Here is a 21,683-nt window from a genome sequence, read left to right as displayed (position 1 = left end):
CGCCCGCAGGAGGAGGAACAAAAATGGACGCCGCCGCATTGCGCGCCGCTCAGGCGCCGATCAAGGAACGCTACAAGTCGGATCCGCAGGCCGCACTGGTCACGTTGCGCGCCACCGGCGCCCTCGACGACCGGAACGTCGCCTGCAAGGTGGAGACCGGACGCGCGCTGGCCGTTGCCGGACTGCACCCGGCAACCGGCGGTTCTGGCCTCGAATTATGCTCCGGCGACATGCTCCTGGAAGCGCTCGTCGCCTGCGCTGGCGTGACGCTGAAAGCGGTGGCCACGGCCCTGGAAATACCGCTCGCCGCGGGGACGGTTGCGGCGGAAGGCGACATCGACTTTCGCGGCACGCTCGGCGTCGACCGGGAGGCGCCGGTGGGCTTTGCACGGATCCGCCTGACCTTCGAGGTCGACACGGACGCGCCGCAGGACAAGCTCGACCTGCTCCTGAAACTCACCGAACGCTATTGCGTGGTCTATCAGACGATCCGCCACGGCCCCGCGGTGGAGGTGACGCTGAAACGTGCATAGCCGGCCCGGCCAGGAAGCGACCGCGCTTCAGCCGGCCAGTTGATTCAACGCAATTCCGGACGGAAAACCGGCTTCCACATTTCCTGGAATTGCTCTAGCCGCGCTTGCGGCGTGCGCGACCGGCATAGGGATTTTCCGACGTGCGCAGCGCGACGCGAATGGGCACGCCATAGATATCGAAGGCCTCGCGCAAGCCGTTGACGAGATAGCGCACATAGGATTGCGGCATCGCCTCCGGGCGCGAGCAGGAAAGCACGAAGCCGGGCGGCCGCGTCTTGACCTGGGTCATGTATTTCACCTTCAGCCGGCGCCCGGCGACGGCCGGGGGTGGGTGCTGCGCCGTGGCGCGCTCCAGCCAGCGGTTGAGCGGCCCGGTGGGCACCCGTCGGTTCCAGACGTCATGCGTAGCGACCGCAGCTTCCATCATGCGGTCGAGCCCGCGACCCGTCTCGGCGGAAATTGGCACGGCTTTCATCCCGCGTGCCTGCGGCAGGAGGCGCTCCGTCTTCTCGCGCAACTCGGCGAGGGTCGCCTGGCGGTCCTCGACAAGATCCCACTTGTTGAAGACGATCACCGGCGCCCGCCCCTCGCGGATGATGAGATCGGCGATCTGCAGGTCCTGCTTGTCGAAAGGCATTGTGGCGTCGAAGACGACGATCACCACCTCCGCGAAACGGATGGCGCGCAGCGTCTCCCCGACCGAGAGCTTCTCCAGCTTTTGCTGAACGCGCGACTTACGCCGCATGCCGGCCGTATCGAACAGCTTAATGCTGCGTCCCTGCCAGTTCCATTCGACGGAGATCGCATCACGTGTGATGCCGGCTTCCGGCCCGGTGAGCAGACGTTCCTCGCCGATCAGCGCGTTGATGAGCGTCGACTTGCCCGCATTGGGCCTGCCGACCACGGCGATGCGGATCGGCCTGTCCGGGTCGATGGCAGGCTCGTCCGCGTCAGGATCGACATCTTCGCCGATCAGCGCCTCGCCGTTGCCTGCCGGTGCCGTCGCCTCTGGCTCCTCCAAGGCCGCATCACCTGCCGCCGCGGCGATCGCGTCGCGCAGTTCGGCCATGCCCCGGCCATGCTCGGAGGAGATGGCGATCGGCTCGCCGAGTCCCAGTCCCCAGGCATCTAGGACGCCGGCCTCGGCGCCACGCACGTCCGTCTTGTTGGCCACCAAGACCACCGGCTTGCTTTTGCGGCGCACGACCTCGGCGAAGGTGCGGTCGTCGGGCATCAGACCCGCCCGCGCATCGATCATGAAAAGGACGAGATCGGCCTCGTCGATCGCCGTTTCCGTCTGTGCGCGCATACGCGCTTCGAGAGTCGGCGCGGCGGCGTCCTCGAGGCCGGCCGTATCGATAACGTCGAAGCTGAGGTCGTGCAGCCGGGCCGGATGCACGCGACGGTCACGCGTCACGCCGGGAGTATCGTCCACCAGCGCGATCCTGCGTCCCACCAGCCTGTTGAAGAGGGTCGACTTGCCGACATTCGGCCGGCCGACGATAGCGACCTTCAAGGTCATGATCTATCCCGATTCGCTGGCCGAACCGGCAATCAGCTCGGACATCATCTCCGCCCGCTGCCGCGTTCCCGACGGTGCCTGGGGATCGTCGATGATCTGCTCGAAAAGCGCGAGGGCGTTTTCGCGGTCGCCTTCCTTCCAGGCGGCCAGGGCGAGCGCCTCGCGCGCCGTGTGGCGCATGTGATTGTCATCACCCGTCAGTGTTTCGACACGCGCGGCGACATCGGCATAGCTGCCGTGATCGACCAGGATGAGGCCGGCGCGCAGATTTGCCAGATCGCGGATAGCGGCTGGCGCGGAGCCGTTGGCCGCCACGGCGTCGAACTTCGCCACGGCCTCTTCGTACCGGCCGGCTTCGGCGAGCAGCGTGGCGGCCCGCAGGCGCGCCAGCATGGGATAATCGCCGTAGCCGGAGGTCTCCAGCTCTTCCAGGGCGGCCAGCGCCTCTTCGGTCTGACCTTCATCGGCGAGCTCAAGCGCCTGGGCGAACGCATCGCCGGCCTGGTTGGCGCGCGAAGTCGACCAATAGTCGTAGCCGACCCAAGAGGCCGTCGCGAGGATGAGCAGCGCTGCGATCCCCACGGCTAGGGCGCCGTAGCGCCGCCAGAGACTCTTCATCTGATCCTGGCGGAACTCTTCGTTGACCTCGCGGATGAAGCTGTCGTCGGACATGAAAAACCTGTTTTCCGCCGGGCAGCGCCCGGATTTCTTTCTGCCCGCCTTTTAACGGAAATTCGCGTGCATGGAAGGGGTCTGCCGCGTTGCGCCGCCAAGATGCCCCCTCGCTCACCGGTTGCCGGGCGGCTCACGGCGTTGCGAAGCGAGTGTCTGCCGGCGGGCCTGCCGATAACCATGGGGTCCATGGCCGCCGACTTGGATAGGGCGCGGCGGCAAGTGACACCGGATCAGCTGGTCGTCCCGTGGCTTGTTCGCAGCCGCAGGATCTGAACCTCCTTCGGAAGCTCAATCAGGAGTTCCGGGTCTCTCTCCAGGTGATGGATCCGTTCCTTCCGTGTCTCTTTTTTACCAAAGCTGTTGAAATCCGGCCTCAAGTCGATAGCCGGCCACATTTCGGCAATAACCGCGCAATGGGGGTTTTTGTTGAAACGGTTGTCGAATGTCTCTTCTTATGCGTCTCGGCGCTTGCGCGCTCGCTTTGCTTGCCTGTCCTGCCTTCGCCCAATCCGACGCCCGGCGGCCGCAATATGTGATCATCTCCTTCGACGGGGCATTGCACATCGAGCAATGGGAGCGCAGCCGGGCCCTTGCGGAACGAACCGGCGCGCGCTTCACCTATTTCCTGTCTTGCGTCTACCTGCTCTCGCCCGAAACGCTGAAAGCCTATCGCGGCCCCGGCATGGCGGCGGGCCGGACCAATGTCGGCCGCGGCTTTTCCATAGACGACGTGCGGCTCAGGCTGGAACAGATCTGGCAGGCACGCAGCGAGGGGCACGAGATCGCCAGCCATGCGTGCGGTCATTTCGACGGCGGCACGTGGAGCGCGGCGGACTGGAAGCACGAATTGGAGCAGTTCCGGACGATCCTGCGAGACGCCTGGTCGGTCAACCGGATCGACGGCGAACCGGCGGATTGGCGGTCCTTTGCGGAAAACGAGGTCGTCGGCTTCCGCGCACCTTATCTGTCGACCGGCAAGGGTCTCTTCACGGCGCTCGCGGCCGAGGGCTTCCGCTATGATGCGAGCACCGTCTCGAACGGTCCGGCCGAAGCGGCGGACAAGGACGGCGTGACGCGTTTTTCCCTGCCGATGATTCCCGAGGGGCCCCGGGGAAGACGTGTAATCGCCATGGATTACAACCTCTATGCACGCCATTCGGGCGCAAAGGAGAACGCGGCGAAGGCCGCTGCTTTCGCGGCGCGTGCCTATGAGGCCTTCCATGCCGCCTTCGCACGTGAATATGCGGGCGATCGGATCCCTCTGCAGTTGGGATTCCACTTCACCTTGATGAACGGCGGCGCCTACTGGGAGGCGCTGGAGCGCTTCGCCAAAGAGGTTTGCGTCAAACCGGAGGTCCGCTGCGTCGGCTATCGGCAGTATCTGGAGGAGACTGCGCCGGTCTCGGCGGCATTGCGGCCAAGCATCGGTGGCTGAAGCGAAGGCTTGAAGGCGCCGTCGGACCGGAATCCCGCATACCCGCCACAGCAAAAGCCAAAGAAAAGGCCCCGCCGCAACGGCGGGGCCCTTCAATTGACAAGCGCGTCGGCAACCGCTCAGCGCTCTTCCTGGGCAAGCCCCTTCCAGGTCGCGTAGAGCATGACCACCAGGAGAATGGCGAAGGGGAAGCCGGTCGCGATGGCGCCGGCCTGCAGGGCAGCAAGGCCGCCGCCCAGGAGCAGCACGATCGCCACCAGCCCCTCAAAAATGGCCCAGAAGACGCGCTGGGCCACCGGCGCGTCGATCTTGCCGCCGGCGGTAATCGTATCGATCACCAGCGATCCGGAGTCGGAGGAGGTGACGAAGAACACGATGACGAGGATGATGCCGATGAGCGAGCTGATCGACGCCAGCGGCAAGTCGGCCAGCATGGCGAAGAGCGACAGTTCCGGCACATAGTCGACCACGGTCTGCTGCACGCCGGTGTAGCCCTCGTTCAGAAACTGGTCGAGGGCGGTGCCGCCGAAGGTCGTCATCCACAGGACCGAAACCAGCGTCGGGATGATCAGAACGCAGGTGATGAATTCGCGCACCGTCCGGCCCTTGGACACACGGGCGATGAACATGCCGACGAAGGGCGACCAGGAGATCCACCAGGCCCAGTAGAATGTCGTCCAGCCGTGCACGAAGGCGTCGTCCTCACGCCCGACCCAGTTCGACAGCCTCGGCAGGTCCACCAGATAGTCCCAGGTATTGCTGAAGAAGCCGGTAATGATGGCGACCGTCGGCCCGAAGGCGATGACGAAGACCAGCAGCAGGAAGGCGAGCACCATGTTGATCTCGGACAGCCGCTTCACACCGGCCTCGAGGCCCGCCATTACCGAAACCAGCGCGATGGCGGTGATGCCCATGATGAGAAGCACCGTCGTGGTTTCGTTGTTGGGGATACCATAGAGTTCGTTGAGACCCGCCATGGCCTGCGAAGCGCCGAGCCCGAGCGAGGTCGCCAGGCCGAACAGCGTCGCGAACACCGCCATCGTATCGATGACGTGGCCGATCCAGCCGCGCACGCGTTCGCCGAAGATCGGGTAGAAGACCGAACGGATGGAAAGCGGCAGTCCCTTGTTGTAGGCCGCTAGCGACAGCGCCAGAGCGAGTACGCTGTAAATAGCCCAGGGATGCAGGCCCCAGTGGAAGATGGTGGCGGACATGGCCATATTGCGGGCGTCGGCCACCGCGCCCGGAACGACCTCCCCGTCGACCACCGGGGGCGCGACCCCCAGCGCCGGGTTATTGAAATGATACATCGGCTCGAGCACGCCGAAGAACATGAGACCGATGCCCATGCCCGCCGCGAACAGCATGGCGAACCAGCCGGCATAGGAATATTCCGCGACCGCGTCCTTGCCCCCCAGCCGCACCTTGCCGAACGGCGAGACGGCCACCACGATACAGAAGATCACGAACAGGTTCGCCGAAATCATGAAGACCCAGTCGAAAGTCGACGTCAGCCAGGTACGTAGCCCCCCGAGCACCAGCCCGGCGCCCTCCCGGAAAATAAGGGCAATGATCACGAACGCGATAATGAGAACGGCGGAAACAAAGAAGACCGGATTGTGGACATCCAGCCCCATGATCCGGACATTGTCCTGCCCCGGCTCGAGGCCGTGATCCTCGACGGATGTGTCAGACATTTTTTCACTCCATTTTTGGTCCGGCGCGAAAAGACGGCGGGACCCCACGACCCGCGGCACCGGAACACTCCTCCGCACGCTGACCCTGCCCAAAAAGAATCGCCGGGTATCGTCTTATTTGCGACCCAATTCGTGCGGATTGAGACGACAATTCATAAAATGGGGCGAAAAATGAACCCCCATCCGGCGGAAATGCGGCTAAATCCGGACATTTCCAGAGGTTTTTTTGCTCGCTGGCGAGTGGCTCTTGACGCCATGGTTGCAACCAACCAGCATCTCCGGCGTTCACGATCGGAACAATTTGCCGCATGGAAAATTGTGCCCGGTGTAAAGCGATCTGGAGAGTCCCATGAAAAAGCTCGTTCTTTTGATACCATTCCTGCTTGGAATCGCAGCCTGTACCCCCACCCAGCAAGGCGCTGCAATCGGCGGTGCCGGTGGCGCGGCAGTCGGTGCGGCGGTGGCGGGCGACGACCTTGAAGGTGCCGTGATCGGTGGCGCGGCCGGTGCGATCGCCGGCGCTCTTATCGGGCGCGCCTCGGAAGGAAGCAATCAGTGCGTGTACCGTGACGAGTACGGCCGTCGCTACACGGCCCGCTGCCCCTCCGGCTACTGATATCGCGCCCAACGCCCGAGACGAACCACCGGGCAACAATCGAAAAGGCCGGAGTGTTCTCCGGCCTTTTTGGTCTTTCACGCTTGCGCCTGCACTGCACATCTCCATTATCGACCTTGTGACGCCGGCCCTGCCTCGTCACGGGGCTGGTCAGCGAGCAGGGACTGGCAGAGGCTTCTGCGGAAGGCCTTGCCAAGCTTTTTCCCGAGCAGACAAGGCCGGCCCCCGAGACTGCTGGTGAAGCGTTACCGTCCGAGCTCTATCGAACGTTGTTTCGCCGCCTCCACGGCTTCGCTCACCAGCTCTGAAAGCCTTTCATCGTCCATGAGCACGGCGAGCGCCGCAGCGGTGGTGCCGTTCGGGCTCGTCACCTGCTCGCGCAGCGTTCCCGGGTCCTCGCCGCTGTCCCTGGCAAGGCAGGCCGCGCCGTAGACGGTCTGCATCGCCAGCTTCGCGGCGGTTTCCTTGGGAAGGCCGGCCTTCTCGCCGGCCGCCGTCAGGCACTCGATGAAGTGGAAGACATAGGCCGGCCCGGAGCCGGAGACTGCCGTCACCGCGTCCATCAGGGCCTCGTCCTCGATGGTGGCGACGGCGCCGCTGGTGGCAAGCAGGCGGTCGACGAAGGCCTTCATTCCGGAAGATACGTTGGGATTGGAAAACACCACCATCATGCCCTTGCCGATGGCGGCGGGCGTGTTCGGCATGCAGCGAATGACGGCCGCCTCGCGGCCCAAAACTTCCTCGAAGACGGCGACACCGATACCCGCGGCGACGCTCACGAAGGCGGCATCCGGGGCAAAGCGGCGATAGGCCGGCACCACATCGCGGATGACCTGCGGCTTGACGGCAAAGACGACGAGATCGGCGGCATTCAGCGCATTCGCGTCTGCGAGCGCCGTGACTGCATGCGCGGCCGCGCGGTTGCGCAACTCCTCGTTCGGCTCGACCACGGTGACGTCGCCCGCCGCCAGTTCGCCGGCGGCGAGCCAGCCCTTCAACATGGCGTATCCCATATTGCCGCAGCCGACGAGAACCACTTTCCTGCCCATGAATGCCTCCTTCTTCGCAGACCCAGCAATGGCGCGTTCGAGGCGCCGATGCAACAGCGTCAGCGCGCTCCCGACACCGGAAAGCGCGCGACCAGCCGCAAGCCGAAAATGGCGAAGACCATCAGCAGCCAGACCGGGTCCGCGCGGCGGAAGAAGAAGCTTTCGAGAAAGGCGTCAAGCAGGGTGAAGGCCACGATCATCAGGAAAAGATCGGCCAGAAGGACATTCTCCTTGAGCGGCGGAACGCGCAGGTAATCGCGCATCGGTGCGAGGATGAAGGCGATGATCGCCACGAGAAGGGCCGGTAGCCCCATCGCGATCGCCAGGTCCATATAGGCGTTATGGCCGTGCACGATGCCGCGGATGTCCCAATCGCGGTCGAAAGGCTGGTCCGAAAAGCGGACGAGGTCGCTGCCCCAGAAGCTTTCCAGCCCGTATCCCGTCCACGGTCTTTCGGCCAGCATCTCGCCCATGAAAGCCCACAATTCGGTCCGGCCGGTATAGGTAAGACCCGGAAAATAAACCCGCTGCAGTTCGGAGAGCGGCTCGAAAAGGGCGATGCCGAGCGTGGCGAGCGCCGCCGCGGCGATGGCGGCAATCAGCAAGGCCGGCGCCAGGAACCGCAACCCGCACAGACCCGGAAGGATGACAAGTATCATCGCCAGCGGAACGGCGCCAAGCGTCGTCTTGGAGCCGGTGTTGGCGATGAAGACGAGCGCAAGCACAAGGATCGTCCCGCCGCTGACGCGCCAGCGCCGGCGCCAGAGGTAAAGGCCCATGAAGGCAAGGCAGGCCATGACCGGGGCGGCGATGTTCTTGTGCGAGAAGCTGCCGCGCCACAGTCCCGCATGCTGCGGTTCCAGCCCGCCAGCTCCGTGGATCGCCACGTCCGGACGAGCCACGATCCCAAAATAGCAGAAGCCCAGGACAGCCAGGGCGACAGTCGCCAGGACAGTCGAGAACCCCTCGGCATCGGGCGGCAGGGTCAAAACGGCGGCCATGACCAGGATGCCGATGAGCGTGAAAAGCGCTGCGCGCATCGCCTCGGGGGGCGACGGCGCATGCATGACCGAAAGCGCCAGGAACACCAGAAGAAGCAGCCACCAGGGGCTGAGCAATGCCGCCAGCACGCGCCGGTCCGCCAGCGTGAGAAGACCGCAGGCCGCCAGCGCCCCGAGCAAGCCGTAGCCCAACTGGTTCACCAGATCACCGCCGGTCGCACCTTCGGCGCCGGCCGGCTGGAACGGGCGGAAGGATATGATGGCCACTGTGAGCAGCAACACCGCAAGCGCCGTCGCGGCACGGGCCGGAACTGCCGTCGCCTCGGTGCCGCCGCGATCAGTTCTTGTCGGGTTCGCGATATTGCTCATTGGCGTATCCGAATTCGGCGAGCACCCGGCCGAGCCCGACATAGACCGGGTACATGGCGCTCGATACGGAGCCGGTGGCGAAAAGAGATCGAAGGCAGCGCAAGGGCGACAGAGCCAGCAGCGCAAGGCTCTTGCCCAGAACGCGCGGCGCACCCAGCCGTTCACCCGCGCGCTTCTTCTTTTCCACCAACGTGGAGATGACTCCGTTGCGCAGGCTGCGCGCGCGGATCCAGTCCGCTTCGAGACGCCGCGCCGGCACGGTCTCGTGGACCGGCGCCTCGGCACACCAGGCCAGGCGATACCCCTTCTGCGCTGCGCGCGAGAGGAAATCGGAATCACCTCCGCCCATGAAGTTGAAGCGCAGGTCCAGAAACGGCTGCTCCATCGCTTCCAGCACATGCCGGGAAACGAGCAGATTTCCAGAGGAAAACAGCGCCGGTACGCCCCCGGTTTTCTCGTATGGTGGCAGGAAGACGGGGTGGGTTCGAAAGCGATCGGTGGAGCCATCGGCAAAGACCGGAACCTGCGGCCCGCCGACGATATCGGCTTCCAGCCTCTCCGCCGTTGCGCACATCGCCTCCAGCCAGCCGGGAGCGGCGATTTCGTCATCGTCGATGACGAGCAGGTGGCGAAAGCTCGGGAAGGCCTCGAGCGCCGTACGCCACCCCGCATTGTAGGCGGCGCAGTTGCCGCGTTCATGGGCGACGATGACGAGACCTTCCACCTCCTTGCGCGCGAACAGGGGCGCAGCCGCCTCGGCGCCGGCGCGCTCTTCCGCCTCGTTCTCGATCACGATGACGACGAAGCGGCGCGCGGTGTTCTGCGCGGCCAGCGAGCCGAGCGTCTTCAGAAGATGCTGTGGACGCCTGAAAGTGGGTAGGGTGACGACGCAATCGACCACGTCCGCTGCCAATTCAGGCGAGTGCGCGAGAAGGGAGACAGATTTCGTCCCGGGTTTCGATTGCAAGGGCTGCCCCGCCGAATCAGCGAAAGTTCGCCTGATTAAGAGCGGCCGCCGATTAAGCTTTCGTTAAACACCTTCCCCGCTGGCGGCGTGCGCCTGTGGTTGCACGCTGGCGGCGCTTACAATCTTAATCAACGCTTCATAGCCTGCCTGTTATGCGTGCGCCCACAGGATCGGGCCAATGCACCTAGTATTCGCAACATCCATCGTTCCCTGCGGGACGCCGGAGACAGGTTACGAGATCGCGAACGCTGCCATACTCGACGCGCTGGCGCGGCTCGGCATACGCGTCACCGTGCTGGGTTTTGCCTGGCCGGACAAGATCCCCTCGGATCCCGACAGCTCCGTCGTTCTCGGCCATATCGACGTGACCACGGCGGATGCCACGCCTTCGCAGAAGCTGCGGTGGCTGGCCGATGCCCTGCGATGGAAATTGACGTTCTCCTCGGCCAAGTTGCGGGTGATCGGCCCGGGTGAACTGCGCGACGTTCTCGCCACCCTCGGACCGATAGACGGTGTTATTCTGAACTCCGTGCAACTCGCCGGCGCTTTCCTGGACGTCTTTGCGGGGTATCCCTTCATCTATATCGCCCACAATGTCGAGCACCGCTCGGCCGAGGAGAACGCCGTAGCCGCGGGGCTGCCCGCTCGCCTGCTCTACCGACGCGAGTCGCGCCTTTTGAAAGCGCTGGAAGAAGAGCTTTGCAGAAAAGCGCGCTTCGTCTTCACACTGGCCGAGGAAGACCGCGAACTGCTCGGCCTCGACGACGCGGCGCGCTCAGCCGCGTTGCCGCTGGTCACGCGCGCCCAACCGCCACAGGTTGCAGCGCGTGAGCCGACATTTGACGCCGTGCTTGTCGGCACCTGGACCTGGGCGCCCAATCGCATCGGGCTCGACTGGTTCCTGGAGGCGGTCGTTCCGCTGCTGCCATCGGGTTTTCGCATCGCCGTGGCCGGCAGAACGCCAGCCGGCCTCGAAAAGATGCATCCGCGGGTGCGCTTTGTGGGGCGCGTAGCCGATGCGAGCGAATTCATGCGCAAGGGAAAGGTGGTTCCGCTCGTCAGCAAGGCCGGTACGGGAGTCCAGCTCAAGACGATCGAGACGTTCGAGCTCGGCCTTCCCTGCGTGGCCACCACTTCATCGTTGCGTGGCATCGCGCACATCCCGGAAAACTGCATCCATGCCGACGAGCCTCGCGATTTCGCAGCAGCGCTGCAGGATCTTTCATCCGGCGTTGGCCATGACGTGGACGGACGTGACTTCCATCATGCCCAACGCAAAGCGCTCGATGAGGCCCTCCGGCGCGGCACGCACATATTCGCCTCGTCGGATAAAAGGCAAACCGCTGAGGGTAACGCCGCATGAGTGCACGGACGCTGCAGGCCGACGAGGCGCTCGCCGAACGCGAGATCCTGGGCTCATCCGTCGCCTCGCTCGAATGGGATGAAGGGCTCGACCTCCTGCGCCGATGCATTGCGGAAAGACGTTTCACCCGCGTGACCTTCCTCAACGCCAACAACGCCAACATCGCCGCGCGCGAACCCGCCTTTGCCTCGACGCTTCACGATTTCCTGGTACTTCCAGACGGCATCGGCGTGGATATCGCGGCGCGAATCCTCTACGGTGCGCCGTTTCCGGCAAACCTGAACGGTACGGATTTCGTGCCCGCGCTGCTTGCAGCCGAAAAGAACCCGTTGACCGTGGGCCTGATCGGCACGAAGCGCGAGAACGCCGCCGCCGCTGCGGCAAAGCTCTCCGCGCTCGCCCCCCAGCATCGCTTCGCTTTTGTCCATGACGGTTATTTCACCGTCGAGGAAGAGCCCGGCATTCTGGCCGAGATCCAGCGCCTGCGGCCGGATGTGCTCCTGGTCGCCATGGGCGTGCCGCGCCAGGAATTGTGGATCGCCCGCAACATCACCGAGCACCATTGCACCATGCCGATCGCCGTCGGCGCGCTGCTCGATTTTCTGAGCGGCACGATACCGCGTGCGCCGCTATGGATGCGGCGCTTGCGCCTGGAATGGCTGTTCCGCCTGCTGCTCGAGCCGAAGCGCCTGTGGCGGCGCTACGTGCTCGGCAATCCGCTTTTCCTTGCGCGCGTCCTGCGCCAGCGGCTGCTGCGCAAAAGGCTTTCGCGATGAATGCCCGATCGCAGACCGGCTCGCGGGATCGGTCCGTGTCCCGCACGGCGGCGCTCGTGACGCCGAGCCACGCGGCGGATTTCGAGCGCTGCCGCCTGCTTTGCGAGACCGTCGACCGCTTCCTCACCGGAGCCGAGAAGCACTATCTCCTTGTCGCCGGCCACGACGTGGCGCGGTTCCAGGCACTGGAGAGCAAGAACCGGCTGGTCGTCGACGAGCGAGACCTCCTTCCGGCCTGGCTGCACAACCTTCCCGACCCAACGAGCCTCTTTCGGCGCCGGATCTGGCTCAGCAGGCGGACGGCGCCCTTGCGGGGATGGCACGTGCAGCAACTGCGGCGCATCGCCATCGGCGAAAAGGTTGCCGAGGACGCGCTGGTCTACTGCGATTCGGATGTGGTTTTCGTCAAGCCGTTCGATCTTTCCGTCTTCTGGCGAAACGGAGACCTGCGCCTTTACCGGTGCGAAGACGCGCTGCCCGCGGGCAACAGCGACCACGCTGTGTGGGCGGCGAATGCCGCGCATGCCCTCGGCGTGCCACCCGATGTGCACAACAGCCACGATTACATATCCACCGTCATCGCCTGGCGGCGCGACAGTGTCGTTTCCATGATGCGGCACATCGAAGCCGTCCACGCGCGGCACTGGATGGAAGTCGTGGCGGCGCGGCGCCGATTTTCCGAATGCATCCTCTATGGCCGCTATATCGACGATATCCTCGCCGGCGCGGGACATTTCCACGACGGAAGGCCGTTCTGCCGCGTCTACTGGACGGGGCCCGGCCTCGACGAAGACGGCCTGCGGCGGCTGGTTGATTCCATGGCGCCCGAGCAAGCGGCCATCGGCGTCCAGTCCTTCACCGGAACGGCGATCCGGTCCCTGCGCGGACTGGTGGGGGCCTAGACACGCTTCGCGGGCATGCTGAGCGCACAATAGGTCAACAGCAGCGAGACGAGGTAGAGGGCGGCGAAGACGCCGTTGAGTGCCAGAACGATATCGCGCGAGGCCGCGTAGGCCGCGAGCACATGGGCCAGAAGAACGGCCTTCGTTCCGGCCAGGAGCATCAAGTTTATCGCCCGCAGCAGCGTCTGGCCGCGCGCGAAGAGAAGCTCGGCCTGATATTCGACCAGGTTGCGCATGCCCGGCACGAAGAGCGCCAGAAGCACGAGCGGCGCCGCCTCGGCCACGTTGCGCCCGAGAATGTTCGGGAAGACACGCAGGATGAGCGCGAGCGCCAAGATGGCCGTCGTGGAAACGGCGAAAATCACCCCCTCGATGCCCAGCCGGACGCCGATGCGGGCCAGCATGTCCGGGGTGCGCATCATCTTCTGTACCAGAAGCATCGAAAAGGTACGGATCGGGATGGCCGTCAGATCCACCAGCCGCATGATGATGGCATAGATGCCCGCCAGTTGCGCGCCGCCCAGCGCCAGGACCAGCAGCTTGTCGAGTTCCATCTGAAAGTAGAAAAGCACCTCGGCACTGGAGACATAGACCGCGTCGGCCAGCCGCCGCAGGTACAGAACCGGCCGCAGCCGCATGCGCTGCCAGGGATAGAAGAAAAAGGCTGCAACCAGCAGGGAGGCGGCATTGGCCAGCAGATAAAGCTGCGTCCACAGCCACAGTTCGCCGTTCGACACGAGCGCGAAGAGGACTGCCGCAAGCGCCCGCACCGCCGTGCCCAGGACGACGAGCAGCGCGCCACGGCCGAAGCGGTTGAGACCGTTGTTGACGATGACGACCGTTTCGGCCGGCCGCCACAAAAGCGCCTCGGCGACGACCACCAGCGCGAAGGCGCCGGGCGGCATATCGCCGCCGAAAAAGAGCAGATAGACAACGACGGAGGCGAGCCCCAGCACCGGCAGGGAGAGCACGCTCATCAGCAGGAAACCGGCCGTATAGGTGCCGATGAGCCGCGGCTTCACGGTGGCGATCCGGTAGAGCGGCGCGGTGAAGCCGAAGGCCAGAATGCGCGAAAGCATGACGCCGGCCGCCGAGGCGGTGGCGAACAGGCCGAAATCGGCGATCGACAAGGTGTTCGCCAGCACGATGAAATAGCCGAGCGAAAAGACAAGCCGCCCCGCCGAACCGCTTATGGCCGCGAAATAATCGCGCAATAGGCGCTGCCTGCTTTCGATGAAGGTGGCGAGTGAAATATCCGCCTCCCGGGATCTGCTTGAGCCGAGGGAGCCATAGCAGGCAAAGCTTAATCTGCCGTGTGCGCTGAAGTTTCCATGTTAACCATTTGTTTTCCGTGTCCCTTTAGCTTGGGTTAACATAAGCGCAGGGTTTGGGGTGCGCGCCCGAGCGAGGCAACGGTTTCCATGTTCGAATCCGAATACGACCGAAAGGATCGGCCTGGCCGATCACTGCTTTCCCGGCGGCAACGGGATGGCGATGAGCCAGCTATCGAAAAGACCGATGCGGCGCAGGAACCACAGCGCGCGCGGAGCGTGAATGCGGGCTCGGGTGACGATCGCTCCCGCGGCCCGGGCGCCTTCTTGCGGCGCGCCAAGGCCCGCCTGCTCAGCGACGCGCCGGAAGCGCCAGGCCGGCAAACGGTCCTCGAACCGGATCCGCAGCGCACCCGTTCCGTACCGCCCGGCCCATATGGCACCGACGACGGTCCCTACTGGAACCCGCTGATCGACCCGGTGCGCGTGGTCGACGGTATTTGGCGCGCCAGGCGGATCGTCGTGCTGACGACGCTCATGGGCGCCGTGATCGGCGTCATGGTCGCGCTCGCCACGCCCAAGGAATACTACTCCGCGACCGAACTCCTTTTCGATCCCCGCAGCCTGCAGCTCGTGGACCGCGAGCTGACGGGCGGCGCCCTGCCCTCCGACGCCACGCTGGCACTGATCGAAAACCAGGTGAGTATCATCCGCTCCGGGTCGGTGCTGAAGAAGGTGGCGGAGAGGCTGGAGCTTGCCGACGATCCGGAGTTCAACGGCCAGGGCGGCGGCCTTTTGGGCAAGCTCACCAATCCGCGTGCGCTCCTCTCCTTCGGCGACGGCGGCGACAGCAGCGATATCGTGCGGCATGCGCTTGCCGTCCAGAACCTGGCCGAGAGCCTGAACGTGGAACGCAACCCGCGCACCTTCATCATTCACATCGGCGTCACTACGCAGGACCCCGACAAATCGGCCCTGATCGCCGGCACGACGGCCGAGGTCTACCTGGAAACATCCAACGAGCTTCAGGCGGCCGTGGCCGGCCGCGCCAATACCGAGATCAGCAGCCAGCTCGACGAGTTGCGTGCCGAGGTGGAGCAGGCCGAGCAGGCCGTCGCCGATTTCAAAGCCGAGCACGGGCTCTTCGATGCCCAGGGGCGCCTCATGTCCGATGACGTGATCGTGCGCCTGAACGAACAGCTTTCGACAGCGCGTGGCCGCACCGCGGAACTGAATGCGCGCATCTCCTCGATGCGGGAACTGGGCGTCGACCAGGTGCTGGGCGGCGCCCTGCCCGAACAGGTCGCCTCGCCTGTAATGACGGAGCTGCTTTCACAATATGCGGTCCTGCAGCAACAGGCCGACCGCGCGGCGGTCCGCCTCGGCCCGCGCCATCCCGACAATCAGACCGTTCAGGCCGAGCTTGCCGGCCTGCGCGAGGCGATTTCCGCGGAATTGCGGCGCGTGACGGCTTCCATCCAGGTCGAGCTTCGGCGCGCCGTCGAATTGGAACAGGACCTGGCGGCGCGCCTTGCCCGGATGAAGGCCGAGAAAAACGCACTGGAGGACCAGCAGGTCGGCCTGCGCGAACTGGAGCGCGAGGCCGCTGCCCGCCGCTCCGTCTATGAATCCTTCCTGCTGCGCGCACGCGAGACAGGGCAGCAACGCAACCTCGAAACCGCGAATGTAGCGATCATCTCCGAGGCCACACCACCCCTGCTGCCGAGCGGGATCAGCCGCACGTCGATCGTCCTGGCGGCAACCTTCCTCGGCTTCCTGGCCGGCATTCTCCTCGGCGCCGGCATGGGCGCGGTCGCGAGCCTGCGCGAGAACACAGCCAAGCGGCGGCGTGGTGGGACGGCGGATCCCGGTCCCGTGCGGGCGCACGGAGAAGACCAGAGAGGCTACGGCGATGACGGCTTCGATCCCATGCCGCCCTCGCCCACCCATACCGGCCGCCGTCATCCCCTTCCCGCGGCAAGCAACCCCGCCCATGGCGGGTGGGAAGAAGAAGGCACGGTTTCCATCGAGGACCTTCGCCACAGCCTGCGGGCATTTCGGGACGAGATCGACGCGCTGGCCGAAAGGCGCACCCGCCGCGCCGGATAGCTTCGCAGATGCGTCAGAATGCGGCGCAGATTCGGGATTGCCCCGAGGGTGTTTTGCTGCCTATTGCAGAGCGATCCGAGACAGGAGGGGTGCATGGCTGAGCTCATCGACGGGAAGGCGGCGGCGGCGAAAGTCGTCGAGAAAGTGAAGACGGAAACGGCCGCGCTCGCCGAGGAGGGGATTACGCCCGGCCTCGCTGTGGTCATTGTCGGCGACGATCCAGCCAGCCAGGTCTATGTCGCCTCCAAGTCGAAGAGGGCCAAGGAGTGCGGCTTCCATTCCGTGCAGCACACGCTGCCGGCGGAAACGGCCGAGACGGAGCTTCTTGCTCTCGTGGAGGCGCTGAACGCCGATCCCGCCATTCACGGGATCCTGGTGCAGCTTCCCCTGCCGGGCCACATCGATTCGGCCCGCGTCATCCAGACGATCGCGCCGGAAAAGGACGTCGACGGATTTCACTTCATCAATGTCGGCAAGCTGGGGACGGGTGCGCTCGAGAGCACCTTCGTGCCCTGCACCCCGGCGGGCGCGATGCTGCTCCTCAAACGCGCGCGCGGGACGGATCTTTCCGGCCTGAACGCGGTCGTGATCGGGCGCTCCAACATCGTCGGCAAGCCGATGGCCAATCTGCTTCTAGCCGCCAACGCGACCGTCACCATCGCGCACAGCCGGACAAAGGACCTCCCCGCCGTCGCCCGCTCGGCGGACATTCTCGTGGCGGCGGTCGGCCGGCCGCAGATGGTGCGCGGCGACTGGGTGAAAGAAGGCGGCACGGTGATCGACGTGGGCATCAACCGCATTCCGGCACCGGAAAAAGGCGAAGGCAAGACGCGGCTCGTCGGCGACGTCGCCTTCGATGAAGCGGAAAAAGTCGCCGGGGCGATCACGCCCGTGCCGGGCGGCGTCGGCCCGATGACCATCGCCATGCTGATGGCCAACACGCTGGTTTCGGCCTGCCGCGCCAACGGCCGCGTGCCGCCCTCCCTCTAAACCGGTACCGCACCAGCCCAGGCGGGCGTTGACGCCATCAGGCAGAAGCGGATGGAGCAGATTACCGGCAGCACGCCCTATGGCGCGACGACGCTCGCGGGCGCCGAGACGGCGGTTATCGCGCACCGAGCGCCAGCGAGTTGGCGGGCGCCCGCTTTCAAGGGCGCCACATCGCCCTGATCGCCGGACTGCTTGCCGAGAATACGGCGTTGCGGTCTCCCGCCGCCTGAAGCGGCGGCGCTCCGCCGTAACTTTTCAGAAGACGGCGGCTCCCGCATCGGCCCGGCCGGCGAGCTCACGGAAACCGGCAAACAGCTCCCGGCCGAGGCCGAAGTGGCGGTGCGAAAGATCGACCTCCTCGACCGTTCGCGCCGAAAGCTCCTCTTCCGCGACCAGCACTTCCAGCGTGCCGGCCTCGGCGTCAAGCCGGACCATGTCGCCGTCGTGCACCTTGCCGATGACGCCGCCGTCGAGCGCTTCGGGGGTCACGTGGATCGCCGCCGGCACCTTGCCCGAGGCGCCGGACATGCGTCCGTCCGTCACCAGGGCGACATGATACCCCCGGTCCTGCAGGACGCCGAGCAAGGGCGTGAGCTTGTGCAGCTCCGGCATGCCGTTGGCCTTCGGCCCCTGGTAGCGGATGACGGCGATGAAGTCGCGATCGAGCTTGCCCGCCTTGAAGGCCGCCTGCAGGTCCTCCTGGGCGGCGAAGACGATGGCCGGCGCCTCGACGACGCGATGCTCGACCTTCACGGCGGAGGTCTTGATGATGGCCTGGCCGAGATTGCCCTTCAATACGCGGATGCCACCGGTCGGCTGGAACGCCTTGGCGAAGGGGGCCAGCACCTTCTCGTCGCCGCTTTTTTCCGGCGCCGGCGTGCGCGTCACCGTGCCGTCCTCGCCGAGCCTTGCCTCGACGGCATAGGGCCTGAGCCCCGGTCCCCAGACCGTCTGGACATCCTCGTGCAAGAGGCCGGCATCGAGCAGTTCGCGCACGAGGAAGCCCATCCCGCCGGCGGCCTGGAAATGGTTCACATCGGCAAGCCCGTTCGGATAGACGCGCGCCAGCAGCGGCACGTTCGCCGAGATCTCGGCAATGTCGGCCCAGGTGAGCTTGATGCCGGCGGCGGCGGCGATGGCGATCAGGTGGATCGTGTGGTTGGTGGACCCGCCGGTGGCGTTCAGCCCGACTACCCCGTTGACGATCGAGCGCTCGTCGATCATGCGGCCGACGGGCGTGAACTCGTTGCCGAGGGCGGTGATCGCCAGGGCACGCTTTGCCGCTTCCTTCGTCAGCGCGTCACGCAGCGGCGTGTTGGGATTGACGAAGGAGGAGCCCGGCATGTGCAGGCCCATGATCTCCATCAGCATCTGGTTCGAGTTCGCCGTGCCGTAGAAGGTGCAGGTACCGGGTCCGTGGTAGGATTTCGATTCGGCCTCCAGCAGTGCCTCGCGCCCCACCTTCCCTTCGGCAAAGAGCTGGCGCACCTTGGCCTTCTCGTCGTTGGGAAGGCCGCTGGTCATCGGGCCGGCGGGAATGAAGATCGCGGGCAGATGGCCGAAGCTGAGCGCAGCTACCATCAGCCCCGGCACGATCTTGTCGCAGATGCCGAGATAGACGGCAGCATCGAACATGTTGTGGGAGAGGCCGACGGCGGCCGCCAGCGCGATGACATCGCGCGAGAACAGGGACAGCTCCATGCCTGGCTGGCCCTGGGTGACGCCGTCGCACATGGCGGGCACGCCGCCCGCCACCTGCGCCACCCCGCCGATCTCGTGCGCCGCTTCCTTGATGATGTCCGGGTACGGCCCGTAGGGCTGATGCGCGGAGAGCATGTCGTTATAGGCGGTGATGATACCGAGGTTCGGCACCGTGTCGCCGGAGAGCGCCGCCTTGTCATGCGGCCCGCAGGCGGCGAAACCGTGGGCGAGATTGCCGCAGGAAAGCACCGTCCGGTGCGGGCCCTTCTCAGCCGCCTCGTCGAGGCGGGCGAGATAGGCTTCGCGGCCGGCGCGCGAACGCTCGCGGATTCGTGCCGTGACGGCTTCGATCTCTCGTTTCGCGGTCATGTTCTGCGATCCTCCTTCGGCGCCCAGTAGATCTGGGCAGGCGTGGCGGCGTGATCGAGGACAACACGGACCGGCAGGAGCGGGCCGGCATCTTGCGCCAGGGCGGCCTCGAGCACGTCCTTCTTTTTCGCTCCCTCGATATGGAGCACCATGAAACGCGCCTGGCGGACGACGGGCATCGACAGGGTCAGCCTCGGCTCGCCCGCGCCCGGCGCATGCACCGGCAGCACGTACCTCCCGGATGCAGGGGTCAACAGCTCCGTAAGGTTTTCGGCGTCGGGAAAGAACGATGCCGTGTGGCCGTCCGTTCCCATGCCCAGCACCACGACATCGAACGGAAGCGGCAGCGTGCCCACCGCTCGGTCGGCCAGTCCGGCGGCTTCCTCGACACTGTCGCACGCGTGATAGAGGTTGACGAAAGCAGCTCGCGCCGCCTCGTTCTGCAAAAGGTGCCGGGCGACCAGGCGGGCATTGGAACGCTCCGAGTCGGTGGGCACGAAACGCTCGTCGGCAAGCGTGACGGTCACGCGGGCCCAGTCGAGCTTGCGGCGGGAAAGGGCCCGGAAGAAGGGCGGCGGCGTGCTGCCGCCGGAGACCGCCATCAGGGCGGTGCCGCGCGCCGAGATCGCCTCGGCCAGATTATGCGCCACGGTATCAGCCAGTTCCTCCGCCAGATCCTGGCCGGAGGCGAATTCCTGCCAGTTCGGGGTCATGCTCATATGCTCTCGTGCCAGGTTCGTCCGTCGCGCTCGATGAGCGCAATGGCCGCCGACGGGCCCCAGGTGCCGGCCGTATAGCCCTGCACACCCTGAGTTCGTTCCTCCCAGGCGGCGACGATGGGATCGATCCAACGCCAGGCCGCCTCCACCTCGTCGCGGCGCATGAACAGCGTCTGATTTCCGCGGATCACGTCCATGATCAGGCGCTCGTAAGCGTCCGGATTGCGCACGCGGAAGGACTCGGCAAAGCTCATGTCCAGAGGCACGTGACGCAGGCGCATGCCGCCGGGGCCGGGATCCTTGATCATCATCCACTGCTTGACGCCCTCGTCCGGCTGCAGGCGGATGACGAGCTGGTTGGCGAAAACCCGGCCGGCCTGCTCGCCGAAAATCGAGTGCGGGATCGGCTTGAACTGGATGACGATCTCGGAGACGCGGGCGGCGAGCCGCTTGCCCGTGCGCAGGTAGAACGGCACGCCCGCCCAGCGCCAGTTCTCAATCTCCGCCTTGATCGCCACGAACGTCTCGGTGTCGCTCACGCCGCCCGTCAGTTCCTCCAGATAGCCCTTGACCGCCCCGCCGTTGGAGGCACCGGAGCGGTACTGTCCGCGCACGGTCACCCGCTCGGACGCCGGCGGGTCGATTGGCTTCAGCGCGCGAAGCACTTTCAACTTCTCGTCGCGCACCGCATCCGCATCCAGCGAGGCCGGCGCCTCCATGGCCATAAGACACAGAAGCTGCAGCATATGGTTCTGCACCATGTCGCGCAGCGCTCCGGCCTTGTCGTAATAGTCGGCGCGGCCTTCCACTCCCACGGACTCGGCGACCGTGATCTGCACATGGTCCACGTGGGCGGAGTTCCACAAGGGCTCGTAAAGCGCGTTGGCGAAGCGCAGCACCATCAGGTTCTGCACCGTCTCCTTGCCGAGATAGTGGTCTATGCGGAAGATCCGTGCCTCGTCGAAGACGCGGCCGATGGTCTCGTTGACCTCCCGCGCCGTCTCGAGACTGCGGCCAATCGGCTTTTCCACGATGATGCGCGCGGTCGGCGTCGCCAGGCCGTGCCGGTCGATATTGTCGACAATATCGCCGAATATGCCCGGCGCCACGGCAAGATAGAAGGCGCGGACATGGCTGCTGTCGCCGATCTTCTTCTTCAGATCGTCATAGCCCTTGCCCGACTTGGCATCCGTCGGCACATAGAAGAGCCGTTCCAGGAAACGGGCGAGCTCGGCTTCGTCGACATGGGCCTTCGCCACATGCGCGGCGATCGCCTCCTTTGCGAAGGCACGGAACTGGCTGTCGCTGAGCTCGGACCGGGAGGAACCGATGATACGGGTCGGCTCCGAAAACTGGCCGGCGCGCTCGCGCTGATAGAGCGCGGGGAGAAGCTTGCGCTCGGAAAGGTCGCCCGTGGCGCCGAACACCACGAGGTCGAAGGGCTCGACCGGAATCGTCTGGCTGGTCATTGTCGCTCCGCTGCGCTTTCAAGCTTATGGAGAGCCTCTTAGTCTAATCGATTTAAAAACGCCACCCCACCATTTTTGTCAGGGGACGCGCTGTAGATCGTCTCGAGACCGGCCCTTCCGTGCTCGCCCGAAGGATAAGTGCGGATTGAT

Annotated in this window: 18 protein-coding genes and 1 pseudogene; 9 read left to right on the top strand and 10 right to left on the bottom strand. The window is 65.3% G+C overall.

Annotated elements, in window-relative coordinates:
* Window positions 1-23: 23 nt before the first annotated feature.
* Window positions 24-533: an OsmC family protein gene (locus tag ACFP9U_RS10195; protein WP_322452731.1), complete on the top strand. Its 510-nt coding sequence runs from the start codon at window positions 24-26 to the stop codon at window positions 531-533.
* Between the two features lie 94 nt (window positions 534-627).
* Here ACFP9U_RS10195 and der read toward each other — a convergent pair whose 3' ends face one another.
* Window positions 628-2,055, bottom strand: a complete 1,428-nt coding sequence (gene der, locus ACFP9U_RS10190) for a ribosome biogenesis GTPase Der (protein ID WP_378621087.1) — start codon at window positions 2,053-2,055, stop codon at window positions 628-630.
* Between the two features lie 3 nt (window positions 2,056-2,058).
* Window positions 2,059-2,727: a tetratricopeptide repeat protein gene (locus tag ACFP9U_RS10185; RefSeq protein ID WP_378621086.1), complete on the bottom strand. Its 669-nt coding sequence runs from the start codon at window positions 2,725-2,727 to the stop codon at window positions 2,059-2,061.
* A 445-nt stretch (window positions 2,728-3,172) separates the two neighbouring features.
* Between ACFP9U_RS10185 and ACFP9U_RS10180 the strand changes: the two genes are divergently transcribed.
* Window positions 3,173-4,165: a polysaccharide deacetylase gene (locus tag ACFP9U_RS10180; protein WP_378621084.1), complete on the top strand. Its 993-nt coding sequence runs from the start codon at window positions 3,173-3,175 to the stop codon at window positions 4,163-4,165.
* Window positions 4,166-4,284: 119 nt separating this feature from the next.
* Here the strand turns inward: ACFP9U_RS10180 and ACFP9U_RS10175 are convergent, their stop codons facing one another.
* The gene (locus ACFP9U_RS10175) at window positions 4,285-5,862 is read right to left on the bottom strand and encodes a BCCT family transporter (protein WP_378621083.1); all 1,578 of its coding nucleotides are present in this window, start codon (window positions 5,860-5,862) and stop codon (window positions 4,285-4,287) included.
* A 349-nt stretch (window positions 5,863-6,211) separates the two neighbouring features.
* On the opposite strand from ACFP9U_RS10175, the gene ACFP9U_RS10170 reads away from it, so the two are divergent.
* A complete protein-coding gene (locus ACFP9U_RS10170; protein ID WP_322452736.1) occupies window positions 6,212-6,478 on the top strand; it encodes a YMGG-like glycine zipper-containing protein in 267 nt (88 codons plus the stop codon).
* 245 nt (window positions 6,479-6,723) lie between these two features.
* Here ACFP9U_RS10170 and proC read toward each other — a convergent pair whose 3' ends face one another.
* From proC to ACFP9U_RS10155, 3 genes are read right to left on the bottom strand one after another with little or no spacing between them, the layout of a single operon-like run.
* On the bottom strand, window positions 6,724-7,527 hold the full coding sequence (proC, locus tag ACFP9U_RS10165; protein WP_378621082.1) for a pyrroline-5-carboxylate reductase: 804 nt from the start codon (window positions 7,525-7,527) through the stop codon (window positions 6,724-6,726).
* Between the two features lie 59 nt (window positions 7,528-7,586).
* Entirely contained in the window at window positions 7,587-8,897 is a 1,311-nt protein-coding gene (locus ACFP9U_RS10160) for an O-antigen ligase family protein (protein ID WP_378621081.1), read from the bottom strand.
* Window positions 8,866-9,864, bottom strand: a complete 999-nt coding sequence (locus ACFP9U_RS10155) for a glycosyltransferase family 2 protein (RefSeq protein WP_378621080.1) — start codon at window positions 9,862-9,864, stop codon at window positions 8,866-8,868. Before ACFP9U_RS10155 ends, ACFP9U_RS10160 begins: the two co-directional genes overlap by 32 nt.
* 178 nt (window positions 9,865-10,042) lie before the next feature.
* Between ACFP9U_RS10155 and ACFP9U_RS10150 the strand changes: the two genes are divergently transcribed.
* From ACFP9U_RS10150 to ACFP9U_RS10140, 3 genes are read left to right on the top strand one after another with little or no spacing between them, the layout of a single operon-like run.
* Window positions 10,043-11,227 (top strand): glycosyltransferase, encoded by a 1,185-nt coding sequence (locus ACFP9U_RS10150; protein ID WP_378621079.1) that lies wholly within the window; start codon window positions 10,043-10,045, stop codon window positions 11,225-11,227.
* Entirely contained in the window at window positions 11,224-12,003 is a 780-nt protein-coding gene (locus ACFP9U_RS10145) for a WecB/TagA/CpsF family glycosyltransferase (RefSeq protein ID WP_378621078.1), read from the top strand. The genes ACFP9U_RS10150 and ACFP9U_RS10145 overlap by 4 nt, the downstream gene beginning before the upstream one ends.
* A 35-nt stretch (window positions 12,004-12,038) precedes the next feature.
* The gene (locus ACFP9U_RS10140; RefSeq protein WP_378621077.1) at window positions 12,039-12,905 is read left to right on the top strand and encodes a DUF6492 family protein; all 867 of its coding nucleotides are present in this window, start codon (window positions 12,039-12,041) and stop codon (window positions 12,903-12,905) included.
* Here the strand turns inward: ACFP9U_RS10140 and ACFP9U_RS10135 are convergent.
* Window positions 12,902-14,119 carry a lipopolysaccharide biosynthesis protein gene (locus tag ACFP9U_RS10135; RefSeq protein ID WP_378621076.1) on the bottom strand — a complete coding sequence of 406 codons (1,218 nt, stop codon included), beginning with the start codon at window positions 14,117-14,119 and terminating at the stop codon, window positions 12,902-12,904. The two genes, ACFP9U_RS10140 and ACFP9U_RS10135, sit on opposite strands and share 4 nt — an antisense overlap.
* 384 nt (window positions 14,120-14,503) lie before the next feature.
* On the opposite strand from ACFP9U_RS10135, the gene ACFP9U_RS10130 reads away from it, so the two are divergent.
* The 3 genes and pseudogenes from ACFP9U_RS10130 to ACFP9U_RS10120 all read left to right on the top strand — a co-directional run.
* Window positions 14,504-16,285, top strand: a complete 1,782-nt coding sequence (locus ACFP9U_RS10130; protein ID WP_378621075.1) for a GumC family protein — start codon at window positions 14,504-14,506, stop codon at window positions 16,283-16,285.
* A gap of 93 nt (window positions 16,286-16,378) precedes the next feature.
* A complete protein-coding gene (folD, locus tag ACFP9U_RS10125; protein ID WP_378621074.1) occupies window positions 16,379-17,275 on the top strand; it encodes a bifunctional methylenetetrahydrofolate dehydrogenase/methenyltetrahydrofolate cyclohydrolase FolD in 897 nt (298 codons plus the stop codon).
* Between the two features lie 42 nt (window positions 17,276-17,317).
* A pseudogene (locus ACFP9U_RS10120) lies at window positions 17,318-17,505 on the top strand (NAD(P)H:quinone oxidoreductase); the annotation flags it as partial.
* A 25-nt stretch (window positions 17,506-17,530) separates the two neighbouring features.
* On the opposite strand, the gene edd reads toward ACFP9U_RS10120, so the two are convergent.
* Genes edd through zwf form a run of 3 tightly spaced genes read right to left on the bottom strand, consistent with a single transcriptional unit; the run spans window position 17,531 to window position 21,533 of the window.
* On the bottom strand, window positions 17,531-19,345 hold the full coding sequence (edd, locus tag ACFP9U_RS10115) for a phosphogluconate dehydratase (RefSeq protein WP_378621073.1): 1,815 nt from the start codon (window positions 19,343-19,345) through the stop codon (window positions 17,531-17,533).
* A complete protein-coding gene (gene pgl, locus ACFP9U_RS10110) occupies window positions 19,342-20,058 on the bottom strand; it encodes a 6-phosphogluconolactonase (protein ID WP_378621089.1) in 717 nt (238 codons plus the stop codon). Before pgl ends, edd begins: the two co-directional genes overlap by 4 nt.
* Before the next feature lie 2 nt (window positions 20,059-20,060).
* Complete coding sequence (gene zwf, locus ACFP9U_RS10105; protein WP_322452748.1) at window positions 20,061-21,533, bottom strand: glucose-6-phosphate dehydrogenase; 1,473 nt, start codon at window positions 21,531-21,533, stop codon at window positions 20,061-20,063.
* Window positions 21,534-21,683: the final 150 nt, after the last annotated feature.

It is taken from the genome of Nitratireductor sp. GCM10026969, from assembly GCF_042660605.1.
GTDB lineage: Bacteria > Pseudomonadota > Alphaproteobacteria > Rhizobiales > Rhizobiaceae > Chelativorans.
The sequence above is the reverse complement of the archived record's forward strand: the minus strand, read 5'-3'. Positions and strand labels throughout refer to the sequence as shown.